This is a genomic window from Pseudomonas sp. B21-017 (genome assembly GCF_024749245.1).
Taxonomy (GTDB): Bacteria; Pseudomonadota; Gammaproteobacteria; order Pseudomonadales; family Pseudomonadaceae; genus Aquipseudomonas.
Genome location: NZ_CP087194.1, coordinates 346,273 through 360,076, shown reverse-complemented (window position 1 = coordinate 360,076; position 13,804 = coordinate 346,273). Strand labels below are relative to the sequence as shown.

Below are 13,804 nucleotides of genomic sequence, written 5' to 3'. Positions count from 1 at the left end.
GCTGATCCGTGCGATACAGCCTCTGGCTCAGTCTAGTGAGCAGACACCCGGAGTCCAGTGTGGGAGCGGCGGTGCGCCGCCCCCACACTGGGGTCAAGTTGGCGCTTAGTATATCGATCAGGCCCAACGGACGTTGGGCCTTGCGCACATTTGTTGCTAAAAATTACTCCAAAGCCTTCCAGATATCCGTTGCGTACTCGCGAATGGTCCGGTCGGACGAGAACCAGCCCATCCGCGCGGTGTTCAATACCGCCGAGCGCCACCACTCTTTCGAGTCGTGCCAGTGAGCTTCGACCCGCATCTGCGCGTTCCAATAAGAGTCGAAATCGGCGCAGACCAGGAAGCGGTCGTAGTCCACCAGCGAATCGATCAGCGCGGTATAACGGGACGGATCGTCTGGTGAGAACACCCCGCTGCGAATCGCTTGCAGCACGTCGTTGAGCCGATGGGAGGCGGCGATGTCCGGCGCGGCGTTGAATTCATGGTTACGCTTGCGCGCTTCCACTTGCTGGGCGCTGAGACCAAAAATAAACATGTGCTCGGCACCGATGCGCTCGCACATTTCCACGTTGGCCCCGTCCAGGGTACCGATGGTCAGCGCGCCGTTGAGGCCGAATTTCATGTTACTGGTGCCCGAGGCTTCGAAGCCGGCAGTGGAAATCTGCTCCGACAGGTCCGCCGCCGGAATGATGCTCTCGGCCAGGCTGACGTTGTAGTTGGGCAGGAACACCACTTTGAGCAAGCCGCGCACCGTCGGGTCGTTGTTGACCACCCGCGCGATGTCGTTGGTCAGCTTGATGATCAGCTTGGCCTGGTGATAACTGGCCGCCGCCTTGCCGGCGAAGATTTTTACTCGCGGTACCCAGTCGGTTTCCGGCTCGGCACGAATCGCCTGATACAGCGCGACGGTGTGCATCAGGTTAAGCAACTGACGCTTGTATTCGTGGATCCGCTTGACCTGCACATCGAACATCGCCGCCGGATTGACCGCGATCCCCAGCCGCTCATGAATCAGATACGCCAGGGCTTTCTTGTTGTGCAGCCGCTGTTCGGCGAACTGCTTGCGAAATGCAGTCTTCTCGGCAAACGGCTCCAGCGCGAGCAAGCGCTCCTCGGGGTTGTCCAGCAGATTCGGGCCGAGGGCGTCGACCAGCATGGAGGTGAGTTCGGGGTTGGCCTGATAGAGCCAGCGGCGGAAGGTAATGCCATTGGTCTTGTTGTTGATCCGGTCCGGGTAAAGCTTGTGCAGCTCGGAGAACACCGTGCTGCGCATCAGCTGCGTGTGCAGGCCGGACACGCCATTGACGCTGTGGGAACCCAGGAATGCCAGGTTACCCATGCGCACGCGGCGACCGTTGTCTTCCTCGATCAGCGAAATCGCACGCAGCACGTCGAAATCGTGAACACCTTTGGCTCGCAACGAGTCGATGTGCTGGGCGTTGATCAAGTAAATGATCTGCATGTGCCGGGGCAGCATCCGTTCCATCAGACTGACCGGCCAGGTTTCCAGCGCTTCCGGCAACAGCGTGTGGTTGGTGTACGACAGCGTGTCGACAGTGATCTGCCACGCCGCATCCCACGCCACGTCATAGACGTCGACCAACTGACGCATCAGTTCGGCCACGGCGATCGAGGGGTGAGTGTCGTTGAGTTGAATGGCCGCGTGATCGCCCATGGTCAGCACCGAGGTGTGCATGTTTCGATGGCGACGCAACAAGTCCTGCAAGGACGCGGAGACGAAGAAATATTCCTGGCGCAGGCGCAACTCCTGGCCGGCCTCGTTGCTGTCCGCCGGGTAAAGCACGCGGGAGATACTTTCTGCCCAGGCCACTTCCGCGACCGCGCCCAAGTGGTCGCCCGCGTTGAAGCGCTCCAGATGCAATTCTTCCATGGCCCGGGCGCGCCACAGCCGCAGGGTGTTGACGCTTGCACCACGCCAACCGACCACCGGGGTGTCGTAGGCGATGGCCCGCACGGTTTCCGACGGAGACCAGACTTGCCTGGACTTGCCGGCTTCATCGGTCACGGTTTCGACACTGCCGCCGAAACCGATCGGGTAGGCCACCTCTGGTCGTTCGAACTCCCACGGGTTGCCGAAGTCCAGCCAGTGTTCGGTCTGCTCCTGCTGCCAGCCGTCGACGATGGCCTGGCGGAACAAACCGTGTTCGTAACGAATGCCATAACCATGGCCGGCGATGCCGAGGGTCGACATGCTTTCCATAAAGCATGCCGCCAGACGTCCGAGGCCACCGTTGCCCAGTGCCGCATCGGGCTCCAGTAGACGGATGCGTTCGATGTCGACCCCCAGTTCGGTCATGGCCTCGCGGGCCACATCGAGCAAGCCGAGGTTGCTCAGGCTGTCGTAGAGCAAGCGACCGATAAGAAATTCAAGGGAAAGGTAATAAACGCGTTTCTGGCCTTTGCGGTAGATCTGCCGGGTGTGGTCCATCCAGTGCTCGACCATGTGATCACGCGCCGCCAGGGCAATGGCTTCGAACCAGTCATGGTCGAAGGCGTGATCCGGGTCTTTGCCCACTGCGTAAGTGAGCTTGGTCAAGACGGCGTCGCGGAATGCGGCCACCTCTGCTTCGCGAACAAGTGGTTCTTGAGTCATCGATAAGACCTCGAGCGAGCGTGAAGTTGTCTGAGCCTAGTCGGTCTGACAGACCGTAGAGACTCTGGTTCGGCAGTTTTTCCTGTTAGTACGAGATAGATCGACATTACGTTGTCGTGGGCCAGAAACAATGCAGGGGCCGTGCCGGACACAGGACTATTTTGCGACAAGCAAAAAAAATCTGGCGAAAGGTTGTTCAAAAATCCACCAGTCCCGGTATGATCGCGCGCCCTGATGCACACGCTGGTAACAACCGATGATGAAGCCCAACCTGATCGCCGCCGCGGAAATCGATCGCCTCGATACCTGGGCCAAGTACTCTGCCCCAATGTGCGGCTCGTGCATGTCCAGCTGCTGCACGCTGCCGGTCGAGGTCAAGATCAAGGATCTGATCCGTATCGGCATCGTCGACGAATTCGAACTGGGCGATCCACCCAAGAACATCGCCAAGCGCTTGCAGAAGGAAGGGATTGTCGAGCGCTACAACCAGAAGTCCGAGATCTTCACCCTCCAGCGCATGAGCAACAACGATTGCCTGTACCTGGATCGTAAAAGCCGTTTGTGCACTATTTATGATAAGCGCCCGGACACCTGCCGCAACCACCCGAAGATCGGACCGCGGCCAGGGTATTGCGCGTACAAGCCTAAAGAAGTGGTGCGCGAGACCAGCAGCTCCAGCCGCACCCTCGAAAAGTTTTAAAGCCGCCTCGATCCCCGTAGCAGCTGTCGAGCCCCAGCGAGGCTGCGTTCGGCAGCGCAGCAGTCGCAGGCCTGAAAACACGATTTATATGATGCACCGCAGCGTTTGATTTCACGACTGCTGCGCAGTCGAACGCAGCCTCGCAGGCTCGGCAGCTGCTACAGCCAGACAAACAAAAACGCCCCCGGCCTTTCGACCGGGGGCGTTTTCATTCAGCCTGAGTTAACTCAGTTCTTGGCTTTCTTGGCAGCGCGGGTACGCTCGCCTTCGTCCAGGATCTTCTTACGCAGGCGGATCGACTTAGGTGTCACTTCGCACAGCTCGTCATCCTGGATGAATTCCAGGGCCTGTTCCAGAGTGAAGCGAACAGGTGGAACCAGGGCGATGGTTTCGTCTTTACCCGAAGCACGCATGTTGTCGAGCTTCTTGCCTTTGGTTGGGTTGACGCCCATGTCGTTGTCACGGCTGTTCAGACCAACGATCTGACCGTTGTAGATCTCTTGACCGTGCTCAACGAACAGCTTGCCACGCGCCTGCAGGGTTTCCAGGGAGTAGGTCAGCGCCTTGCCGGTTTCTACCGATACCAGAACACCGTTCTGACGACCGGACATGTCGCCGGACTTCATGGTGTCGTAGCGATCGAAGATCGAGGTCAGGATGCCAGCACCGTTGGTCAGGGTCAGGAACTGGTTACGGAAACCGATCAGACCGCGAGCAGGGATGTTGTACTCCAGACGAACACGGCCTTTGCCATCCGGCACCATGTTGGTCAGGTCGCCTTTACGCAGGCCCATCTCTTCCATGACCTTGCCCTGGGATTCTTCAGGGGTGTCGATGGTTACGTTTTCGAACGGTTCCTGCTTCACGCCGTCAACTTGACGGATGATCACTTCCGGACGACCAACGCCCATTTCGAAGCCTTCGCGACGCATGGTTTCGATCAGTACCGAGAGGTGCAGCTCACCACGGCCGGAAACCTTGAACTTGTCAGCCGAGTCGCCTTCTTCAACGCGCAGTGCAACGTTGTACAGCAGCTCTTTGTCCAGACGTTCCTTGATGTTACGGGAAGTCACGAACTTGCCTTCTTTACCGCAGAAAGGCGAGTCGTTTACCTGGAAGGTCATGGAAACGGTTGGCTCGTCAACGGTCAGAGGCTTCATCGCCTCGACGTTGTCCGGCTGGCACAGGGTGTCGGAGATGAACAGCGAGTCCATACCGCTCACGCACACGATGTCACCGGCAAACGCTTCTTCAACGTCGATACGGTGCAGGCCGTGGTGACCCATCAGCTTCAGGATACGACCGTTACGCTTCTTGCCGTCGGCGCCAATGGCCACGACTGGAGTGTTCGGCTTGACGCTACCACGAGCGATACGGCCAACACCGATAACACCCAGGAAGCTGTTGTAGTCCAGTGCCGAGATTTGCATCTGGAACGGGCCTTCACGGTCAACTTTAGGAGCCGGTACGTTGTCGACGATCGACTGGTACAACGGGGTCATGTCTTCAGCCATGTCGGTGTGGTCCAGACCGGCGATGCCGTTCAGGGCCGAGGCGTAGACGACTTTGAAGTCCAGCTGTTCTTCGGTAGCACCCAGGTTGTCGAACAGGTCGAAGATCTGGTCCAGAACCCAGTCCGGACGCGCGCCTGGACGGTCAACCTTGTTGATGCACACGATTGGACGCAGGCCGGCTTCGAACGCCTTCTTGGTCACGAAACGGGTTTGCGGCATAGGGCCGTCTTGAGCGTCAACCAGCAGCAGAACGGAGTCGACCATCGACATTACGCGTTCAACTTCGCCGCCGAAGTCGGCGTGGCCCGGGGTGTCCACGATGTTGATGTGGTAGCCGTTCCAGTTGATGGCGGTGTTTTTCGCCAGAATGGTAATACCGCGCTCTTTCTCCTGGTCGTTGGAGTCCATCACGCGCTCGTCGTTGAGCTCGTTGCGCTCCAGGGTGCCGGATTGACGCAAGAGTTTGTCTACCAGGGTGGTTTTACCATGGTCAACGTGGGCAATGATGGCGATGTTGCGTAGATTTTCGATCACTTGTGTATCTCGATCAGAGGATTCGGTGTGCTGACAAGTCTTGGCAGCGATTAACAGTAGCGTCCGTACAAGCCGTTACAACTTGACGGTGGCATCGGGGGGCCGGTGACGCAGGCCACAGGCAAACAGCCCCGGGCACTTAGCTCGGTCGATAAACGCGCACATTGGCATGCCCCTCACTGAGCAAATGGTGGGCATGCAGGCGACTCATCACGCCTTTGTCGCAATACAGCAGGTACTGGCGAGTAGGGTCCAGTTCCTTGAAACGAGCGTTCAGTGCATAAAACGGCATCGTCTGTACCTCGATACCAGGAAGCTCCAGCGGGTCGTCTTCGGCGGCATCCGGGTGACGGATATCGATGATGATCTGGCCCGCCAGCGCTTCGCTGACTTCTTCAATCTGCAAGTCCTGGCCCAATTCGTCGATCACCCGATCGATCGGCACCAGTTTGGCGTTCTCGAGCGCGCGCTCAAGGACTGCCATGTCGAATTCTTTCTCTTCGTGCTCCACGCGGTAGCGCTTGGCCGCCGTCTTCGGATTGACCGAGATGACCCCGCAGTACTCCGGCATGTGCCGGGCGAAATCGGCGGTGCCGATCTCGTTGGCCGTGTCGATGATGTCCTGCTTGTGACTGGCGATCAGTGGACGCAAGACCAGCTTGTCGGTCACGCAGTCGATCACGGACAGGTTCGGCAACGTCTGGCTCGACACCTGGGAGATCGCCTCACCCGTGACCAGCGCTTCGATGTGCAGTCGATCGGCAATTCGGGAAGCAGCGCGCAACATCATACGCTTCAAAACTACACCCATATGACTGTTATCGACTTTCCCGAGAATTTCTCCCAGAACTTCCTCGAACGGCACACTGACAAATAACACGCGTTGGGAGCTGCCGTACTTCTTCCAGATGAAGTGCGCGACTTCCATGACGCCCAATTCGTGGGCGCGTCCGCCCAGGTTGAAGAAGCAGAAGTGGCTCATCAGCCCGCGGCGCATGATCTGGTAGGCCGCAACGGTGGAATCGAAGCCGCCGGACATCAGTACAAGCGTCTGCTCCAGGGCCCCGAGCGGATAACCGCCGATGCCGTTGTGCTGGCTGTGGATCACGAACAACCGTTGGTCGCGAACTTCGATACGGACTTCGATTTCGGGCTTTTTCAGGTCGATCCCGGCGGCACCACACTGACGGCGCAACTGGCTGCCGACATATTTCTCGATGTCTATCGAACTGAATGGGTGCTTGCCGGCGCGCTTGCAGCGCACCGAGAAAATCTTTCCGGCCAGCGCATCGCCGTAGTGCTGCTTGCACTTCTCGACGATGTCGTCGAAGTCGCCCAGCGGGTACTCGTCGATCTGCAAAAAGTGCGCGATGCCCGGCGTGCAAGTCAGGCGCTCGCCCATCTCTTTCAGGACCTTGGGGTCGCTGACGCGGGTTTCCAGCTCGAGATTGTCCCACACACCGTTCACCACCACGGCCGGGTCCAGGTCGCGGAGCACGGTACGGATGTTTTTGGCCAACTGGCGGATGAAACGCATCCGTACCGGGCGGCTCTTGATGGTGATCTCGGGGAAGACTTTTACGATTAGTTTCATGAAAACAGCGCGCGCAGGGCCAGCCGAAAAAGGGGGGCGCGGATTATAGCGGAAATTGCTCAAGGTTTAACCAGTTAATGTGCAGAAGGTTTTGCATGCACCAAAACAGGTCATTTATGGAAATCGACGCTACATTACAGGGCGATATTTTGCGCTTTATGGTGCGCCGCCCCCTTGCAAGCGTGATATTGGGGCAAAAAACCCATGATGAGGCACTGGCATGCAATTTGCTCCCTTGTGAGGCAGGTTGCCATGGCAGAGTATTCGCGCCGGCATCACCCACATTTAAGGGCATCCATTACTAGCCCTAAGCCACCCGGAGGACACTATGTCGAAGTCGGTTCAACTCATCAAAGATCATGACGTCAAGTGGATTGATCTGCGCTTCACGGACACCAAAGGCACTCAGCACCACGTGACCATGCCGGCTCGCGATGCGCTGGATGAAGCTTTCTTCGAAGAAGGCAAAATGTTCGACGGTTCCTCCATCGCTGGCTGGAAAGGCATCGAAGCTTCCGACATGATCCTGATGCCGGACGACACCACTGCCGTTCTCGACCCGTTCACCGAAGAGCCGACCCTGATCCTGGTTTGCGACGTGATCGAGCCTTCGACCATGCAAGGCTACGACCGTGACCCACGGGCGATCGCCAAGCGTGCCGAGGAATACCTGAAGTCGACCGGTATCGGCGACACCGTATTTGTGGGTCCAGAGCCCGAGTTCTTCATCTTCGACGAAGTGAAGTTCAAGTCCGACATCTCTGGCTCGATGTTCAAAATCTACTCCGAACAAGGTTCGTGGATGTCCGACCAGGACGTGGAAGGCGGCAACAAAGGCCACCGTCCAGGCGTCAAAGGCGGCTACTTCCCGGTTCCGCCGTTCGACCACGACCACGAAATCCGTACCTCCATGTGCAACGCCATGGAAGAAATGGGCCTGACCATCGAAGTTCACCACCACGAAGTGGCGACTGCCGGTCAGAACGAAATCGGCGTGAAGTTCAACACCCTGGTTGCCAAGGCTGACGAAGTTCAGACCCTGAAATACTGCGTACACAACGTAGCTGACGCATACGGCCGCACCGCGACCTTCATGCCTAAGCCGCTGTACGGCGACAACGGTTCGGGTATGCACGTTCACCTGTCCATCGCCAAAGATGGCAAGAACACCTTCGCTGGCGAAGGCTATGCCGGCCTGTCCGATACCGCCCTGTACTTCATCGGAGGCATCATCAAGCACGGTAAGGCTCTGAACGGCTTCACCAACCCGTCGACCAACTCCTACAAGCGTCTGGTCCCAGGCTTCGAAGCTCCAGTGATGCTGGCCTACTCGGCTCGCAACCGTTCCGCTTCGATCCGTATTCCTTACGTGTCCAGCCCTCGCGCTCGCCGTATCGAAGCCCGTTTCCCGGATCCAGCAGCTAACCCGTACCTGGGCTTCGCTGCACTGTTGATGGCTGGCCTGGACGGCATCCAGAACAAGATCCACCCTGGCGACGCAGCTGACAAAAACCTGTACGACCTGCCGCCTGAAGAGGCGAAAGAGATCCCACAAGTTTGCGGCAGCCTGAAAGAAGCCCTGGAAGAGCTGGACAAAGGTCGTGCGTTCCTGACCAAAGGCGGCGTTTTCAGCGACGACTTCATCGACGCTTACATCGCTCTGAAAAGCGAAGAAGAAATCAAGGTTCGTACCTTCGTACACCCACTGGAATATGAGCTGTACTACAGCTGCTGATCCGGTAGCGCTGCACTACGCAGCGTGACAAAAGAGAGGCCTCCTTCGGGAGGCCTTTTTTGTGGGCGAACGTCTGTCATCGAATGCCCGGTTGCGTGCATCATGGCCTTCACCCGATAAAGTCGAGATCCTCCATGCGCCTACGCTCATCCCTTGCCTTGCTCACTGCCCTGCTGGCCAACAGCGCTTTCGCCAGCCCGGCACCTGCCGCCCTCGCCCCACTGCTTGGCACCATCGAGGAGCGCCTGGCGATTGCCGATCAAGTCGCGTTGAGCAAATGGGACAGCGGTAAACCCGTCGAGGACCGTCAGCGCGAGCGTGAGGTGATTGCCGGCGCCGTTGCCCTGGCACCTGCTTATAAATTGAGCAACGAAGCCGTCGAACAGTTCTTCTCGGCGCAGATCGAGGCCAACAAACTGGTGCAATACGCGCATTTGTCTGACTGGCATGCGCAAGGCAAGGCACCCGACGATCCTCGCCCCGACCTCGTCGGGCAGATCCGCCCGCAACTTGATCAGTTACAAAAACGCCTGCTGCAACAACTGGCCGATTTCAGCCCTTATCGCAACGACCCGCAGTGCCCGTCCTGGCTGGCCAAGGCCAATAAAACCGGCACCCAAGTATCTCTGCGCGAGCTCGCCAAGGTACGCGCCAGCGCTGAGTTGTGCAGCGCCAGCCGCTGAGCCGGCCTGCCGACATGCGCTGATGTGCTCTATGCTCAGCGCTTAGTCGCCACGAACGGAACAGGGCCGGACACTTGCCCAACGGCCAATGGAAGCCTGCAATGCGCTCATTATTGTTATGCCTGCTCGTACTGATCGCCCTGCCCGCCGCTGCGCAGATCTATAAGTACACCGACGCCAATGGCAACACCGCCTACAGCAATCAGCCGCCCGACGGCGTCAAAGCCCGGCCGGTCGAATTGCCACCGCTCAACAGCGTCGAGCGTCAGTCGCCCAGCGAACCCGTAGCACCGCCGCAAGCCAGTAGCCGTGACCAACCGCACAGCGCCTATCAGGTGCTGGAGCTGAGCGGCCTGCCCACCGAAGAAGCCTTGCGCGCCAACAACGGCACGTTCACCGTCAGCGTATTGATCAATCCACGCCTGCAAGGCACTCATCGATTGAGGCTGTTACTGGACGGTCAACCCTACGGCCAGCCGAGCAACGTGCCGACTCTGCAACTGGTGAACATCGACCGTGGCGAACATAACCTTGCGGTTCAGGTGATCGACGGGCAAAACGTCGTGCAACAGAGCCCCACCGTGACGCTCACCGTGCAACGGGTGCATAAACCTTGAGGGCCTGGCTGTTGATCGCGTGCCTGGTCAGCCTGCCGGCGATGGCCGAGGTCTTCACATATATCGACGCTCAGGGTAATCGGGTCTTCACCGATCAGCCGGGCGCCCGCAACGCCAAACGTGTGCCGTTGGCGACAAGCAATCGAATGTCAGCCAACCCGAGTGGCGCAGCGCCCATGACCGCTGCGAAAACAAACCCGGCCAAACCACTGTTTCATTACGACATGCTTCGGGTGCTGGTGCCGGAACCGGATGCCACGATCCGTAGCAGTGCCGGTGAGTTGATCGTCAGCGTTACCAGCGAACCCGGCCTGCAACAGGGTCATCGTTACCGTTTGCTGCTGGACGGCCAGCCCACCGCCGAGCCCGGCCCCAGCCCGGTGTTCGCCCTGAGCAATATCGACCGCGGCAGTCACAACCTGTCGGTGGAAATCCTCGACGAACAGGGCCGCACCGTCGAACGCACGGCCAATCAACCGTTCCATATGCTGCGCATTTCCCTGGCGCAGAAACGCCAGGTCAAACCCTGCACCCTCACCGACTACGGCCAACGGCCGGAATGCCCCCTTAAAGACAAGCCTGAAGAAGAAAAAAGCGCCTTCTTGCCCTTCTTCTAACCTCGTTCAGGTTTGCGCACTATATTGGTGCAAACATCTGCACCATACCCACATCTCAGCCCATTTTGGTTCGAAAGTACTCGAAAAAACTCGCAGAACGCCATGCAAACGAGCGTAAAACGCCCGTTTCAGGCTCTAAACGCTTCTTTTCGGAGCCTTGGTTTGGTTTTTGCATTTTCCTAATACCGGCGCGTTATTCATGCGCATGCCCTGCTCCAAAAGAGGTCCTGATGACCATTAGCGACGCACTACACCGCTTGCTACTCGACAACCTGACCACCGCCACCATCCTGCTCGACGCCGAACTGCGCCTCGAGTACATGAACCCGGCGGCGGAAATGCTCCTGGCCATCAGCGGCCAGCGTAGCCATGGGCAGTTCATCAGTGAGTTGTTCACCGAGTCCACCGAAGCGCTGAACTCCCTGCGCCAGGCAGTCGAGCAGGCACACCCGTTCACCAAGCGCGAAGCGATGCTCACCGCCCTCACCGGCCAGACCTTGACCGTCGACTACGCCGTGACGCCAATCCTGAGCAATGGCGACACGATGCTGCTGCTGGAGGTTCATCCTCGCGACCGCCTCCTGCGGATCACCAAGGAAGAGGCGCAACTGTCGAAGCAGGAAACCAGCAAAATGCTGGTGCGTGGCCTCGCCCACGAGATCAAGAACCCTCTCGGCGGCATTCGTGGCGCGGCTCAGTTGCTCGCCCGTGAGTTGCCGGAAGAAAGCCTGCGCGATTACACCAACGTCATCATTGAAGAGGCCGATCGCCTGCGCAATCTGGTGGATCGCATGCTCGGCTCCAACAAGCTACCGTCGCTGGCCATGTGCAACGTCCACGAAGTGCTGGAGCGTGTGTGTCAGTTGGTGGAGGCCGAAAGTCAGGGCTGCATCACTTTGGTGCGCGACTACGACCCAAGCATTCCGGATGTCTTGATTGATCGCGAACAGATGATTCAAGCCGTGCTGAACATCGTGCGCAACGCGATGCAGGCCATCAGCAGCCAGAACGAGCTGCGCCTTGGCCGCATCAGCTTGCGTACCCGCGCCATGCGCCAGTTCACCATCGGCCACGTGCGCCATCGCCTGGTGACCAAGATCGAGATCATCGACAACGGCCCGGGGATCCCCGCCGAGCTGCAGGAAACCATCTTCTTCCCCATGGTCAGCGGCCGCCCGGACGGTACCGGGCTGGGCCTGGCCATTACCCAGAACATCATCAGCCAGCACCAGGGCTTGATCGAATGTGACAGCCATCCAGGCCACACCACGTTCTCGATCTTTCTGCCACTGGAACAAGGAGCCACATCGACATGAGCCGTAGTGAAACCGTGTGGATCGTCGATGACGACCGTTCTATCCGTTGGGTCCTGGAAAAAGCCTTGCAACAGGAAGGCATGACCACGCAAAGCTTCGACAGCGCCGATGGCGTGATGAGCCGCCTGGCGCGCCAGCAGCCGGACGTGATCATCTCCGACATTCGCATGCCGGGTGCCAGCGGCCTGGACCTTCTGGCGCGGATTCGCGAACAACACCCACGGCTGCCAGTCATCATCATGACTGCCCACTCCGACTTGGACAGCGCTGTCGCGTCCTATCAGGGCGGCGCGTTCGAATACTTGCCCAAGCCGTTCGATGTCGACGAAGCCGTGTCGCTGGTCAAGCGCGCCAATCAACACGCACAGGAACAGCAAGGCCTGGAAGTCGTCCCGACGCTGACCCGCACCCCGGAAATCATCGGCGAGGCGCCGGCGATGCAGGAAGTGTTTCGCGCCATCGGGCGCTTGAGTCACTCCAACATCACCGTGCTGATCAACGGCGAATCCGGCACCGGTAAAGAGCTGGTGGCCCACGCCCTGCACCGTCACAGCCCACGGGCGGCCTCGCCGTTCATTGCGCTGAACATGGCGGCGATCCCCAAGGATCTGATGGAGTCCGAACTGTTCGGCCACGAAAAAGGCGCGTTCACCGGCGCAGCCAACCTGCGTCGCGGGCGCTTCGAACAGGCCGACGGCGGCACGCTGTTCCTCGATGAAATCGGCGACATGCCGGCTGACACCCAGACTCGTTTGCTGCGGGTACTGGCGGACGGCGAGTTTTACCGCGTCGGCGGTCATGTGCCGGTGAAGGTCGATGTACGCATCATCGCCGCGACTCACCAGAATCTGGAAACCCTGGTGCATGCCGGAAAATTCCGTGAGGACTTGTTCCACCGCCTCAACGTAATCCGCATCCACATTCCACGGCTGTCGGACCGTCGCGAAGACATCCCGACCCTGGCCAAGCACTTCCTCAGCCGCGCCGCGCAAGAACTGGCGGTGGAACCGAAACTGCTGAAAAGCGAAACCGAGGAATACCTGAAAAACCTGCCATGGCCAGGCAACGTGCGTCAGCTGGAGAACACCTGCCGCTGGATCACCGTAATGGCTTCAGGTCGCGAAGTGCACATCAGCGACCTGCCGCCGGAGCTGCTGAGCCTGCCGCAGGATTCAGCTCCGGTAACCAATTGGGAGCAGGCGCTGCGCCAGTGGGCCGACCAGGCTTTGGCACGTGGCCAATCGAGCCTGCTCGACAGCGCCGTACCGGCCTTCGAGCGGATCATGATCGAAACCGCCCTCAAACACACCGCCGGCCGCCGCCGCGACGCCGCCGTGCTGCTGGGCTGGGGGCGTAATACCTTGACGCGCAAGATCAAGGAATTGGGGATGAAGGTAGACGGTGGGGATGATGATGAGGGGGATGAGGGTTAACTAGCCGCCAGCTCCTCACTGAGTTCCGGATCCAATCGCGGGCAATCCCGCTCCCACAGGAATTTCGATGGTTTCACTGTCGCGTGAACACCATTGAACCTTGTGGGAGCGGGATTGCCCACGATGCTTTTGGGGCCACCGTGCACCGCGGCAATGCACCGTGAACCGCAATTGCGCACAGCACCCCGTCCCAAATCCCGCGCTCATCTGCAGGAAAAACCATACCGCAAAAACACAAAAGCCCCGGAATACGGGGCTTTCAGCGCTACTCAGCGATTTTTCATTCCAGCATATTAAAAACTGGCACGCCCCCTGCAATAGTCCAATCAGTGGTTCGATTCACTACCCAGTTTCGGGGACCTTGGTACAGGCAGGCCGGGGATTCCCCTCTTTATACCGGGCTCATACCGCAACAGCGACGAGCCCACCCGTTTTGGGGTCCTTGGT

General features: G+C 58.9%; 10 protein-coding genes. 7 read left to right on the top strand and 3 right to left on the bottom strand.

Annotation, left to right across the window (positions count from 1 at the left end):
* Positions 1-163: 163 nt before the first annotated feature.
* Positions 164-2,614 (bottom strand): glycogen/starch/alpha-glucan phosphorylase, encoded by a 2,451-nt coding sequence (locus LOY28_RS01640; protein WP_258612975.1) that lies wholly within the window; start codon positions 2,612-2,614, stop codon positions 164-166.
* Positions 2,615-2,873: 259 nt separating this feature from the next.
* Here LOY28_RS01640 and LOY28_RS01635 point away from each other — a divergent pair, with 259 nt between their 5' ends.
* Positions 2,874-3,314 carry a YkgJ family cysteine cluster protein gene (locus LOY28_RS01635; RefSeq protein WP_026286653.1) on the top strand — a complete coding sequence of 147 codons (441 nt, stop codon included), beginning with the start codon at positions 2,874-2,876 and terminating at the stop codon, positions 3,312-3,314.
* A 227-nt stretch (positions 3,315-3,541) separates the two neighbouring features.
* Here the strand turns inward: LOY28_RS01635 and typA are convergent, their stop codons facing one another.
* Both typA and thiI read right to left on the bottom strand, forming a co-directional pair.
* Positions 3,542-5,362 carry a translational GTPase TypA gene (gene typA / locus LOY28_RS01630; protein ID WP_008028025.1) on the bottom strand — a complete coding sequence of 607 codons (1,821 nt, stop codon included), beginning with the start codon at positions 5,360-5,362 and terminating at the stop codon, positions 3,542-3,544.
* Between the two features lie 139 nt (positions 5,363-5,501).
* Positions 5,502-6,956, bottom strand: a complete 1,455-nt coding sequence (thiI, locus tag LOY28_RS01625) for a tRNA uracil 4-sulfurtransferase ThiI (protein ID WP_026286654.1) — start codon at positions 6,954-6,956, stop codon at positions 5,502-5,504.
* 328 nt (positions 6,957-7,284) lie between these two features.
* Here thiI and glnA point away from each other — a divergent pair, with 328 nt between their 5' ends.
* From glnA to ntrC, 6 genes are all read left to right on the top strand, one after another.
* Complete coding sequence (gene glnA, locus LOY28_RS01620; RefSeq protein WP_018929197.1) at positions 7,285-8,691, top strand: glutamate--ammonia ligase; 1,407 nt, start codon at positions 7,285-7,287, stop codon at positions 8,689-8,691.
* 134 nt (positions 8,692-8,825) lie between these two features.
* Complete coding sequence (locus tag LOY28_RS01615; protein WP_064615886.1) at positions 8,826-9,374, top strand: chorismate mutase; 549 nt, start codon at positions 8,826-8,828, stop codon at positions 9,372-9,374.
* A gap of 101 nt (positions 9,375-9,475) precedes the next feature.
* Entirely contained in the window at positions 9,476-9,991 is a 516-nt protein-coding gene (locus LOY28_RS01610) for a DUF4124 domain-containing protein (RefSeq protein WP_018929199.1), read from the top strand.
* Complete coding sequence (locus tag LOY28_RS01605; protein WP_019020933.1) at positions 9,988-10,608, top strand: DUF4124 domain-containing protein; 621 nt, start codon at positions 9,988-9,990, stop codon at positions 10,606-10,608. The genes LOY28_RS01610 and LOY28_RS01605 overlap by 4 nt, the downstream gene beginning before the upstream one ends.
* Positions 10,609-10,838: 230 nt before the next feature.
* A complete protein-coding gene (glnL, locus tag LOY28_RS01600) occupies positions 10,839-11,924 on the top strand; it encodes a nitrogen regulation protein NR(II) (RefSeq protein WP_018929201.1) in 1,086 nt (361 codons plus the stop codon).
* Positions 11,921-13,357 (top strand): nitrogen regulation protein NR(I), encoded by a 1,437-nt coding sequence (gene ntrC, locus LOY28_RS01595; RefSeq protein ID WP_018929202.1) that lies wholly within the window; start codon positions 11,921-11,923, stop codon positions 13,355-13,357. Before glnL ends, ntrC begins: the two co-directional genes overlap by 4 nt.
* Positions 13,358-13,804: the final 447 nt, after the last annotated feature.

Bases quoted from the DNA above. Each gene is read 5' to 3' on its own strand.
- LOY28_RS01640 (WP_258612975.1), bottom strand. From the start codon at position 2,614: ATGACTCAAGAACCACTTGTTCGCGAAGCAGAGGTGGCCGCATTCCGC.
- LOY28_RS01635 (WP_026286653.1), top strand. From the start codon at position 2,874: ATGAAGCCCAACCTGATCGCCGCCGCGGAAATCGATCGCCTCGATACC.
- thiI (WP_026286654.1), bottom strand. From the start codon at position 6,956: ATGAAACTAATCGTAAAAGTCTTCCCCGAGATCACCATCAAGAGCCGC.
- glnA (WP_018929197.1), top strand. From the start codon at position 7,285: ATGTCGAAGTCGGTTCAACTCATCAAAGATCATGACGTCAAGTGGATT.
- LOY28_RS01615 (WP_064615886.1), top strand. From the start codon at position 8,826: ATGCGCCTACGCTCATCCCTTGCCTTGCTCACTGCCCTGCTGGCCAAC.
- LOY28_RS01610 (WP_018929199.1), top strand. From the start codon at position 9,476: ATGCGCTCATTATTGTTATGCCTGCTCGTACTGATCGCCCTGCCCGCC.
- glnL (WP_018929201.1), top strand. From the start codon at position 10,839: ATGACCATTAGCGACGCACTACACCGCTTGCTACTCGACAACCTGACC.
- ntrC (WP_018929202.1), top strand. From the start codon at position 11,921: ATGAGCCGTAGTGAAACCGTGTGGATCGTCGATGACGACCGTTCTATC.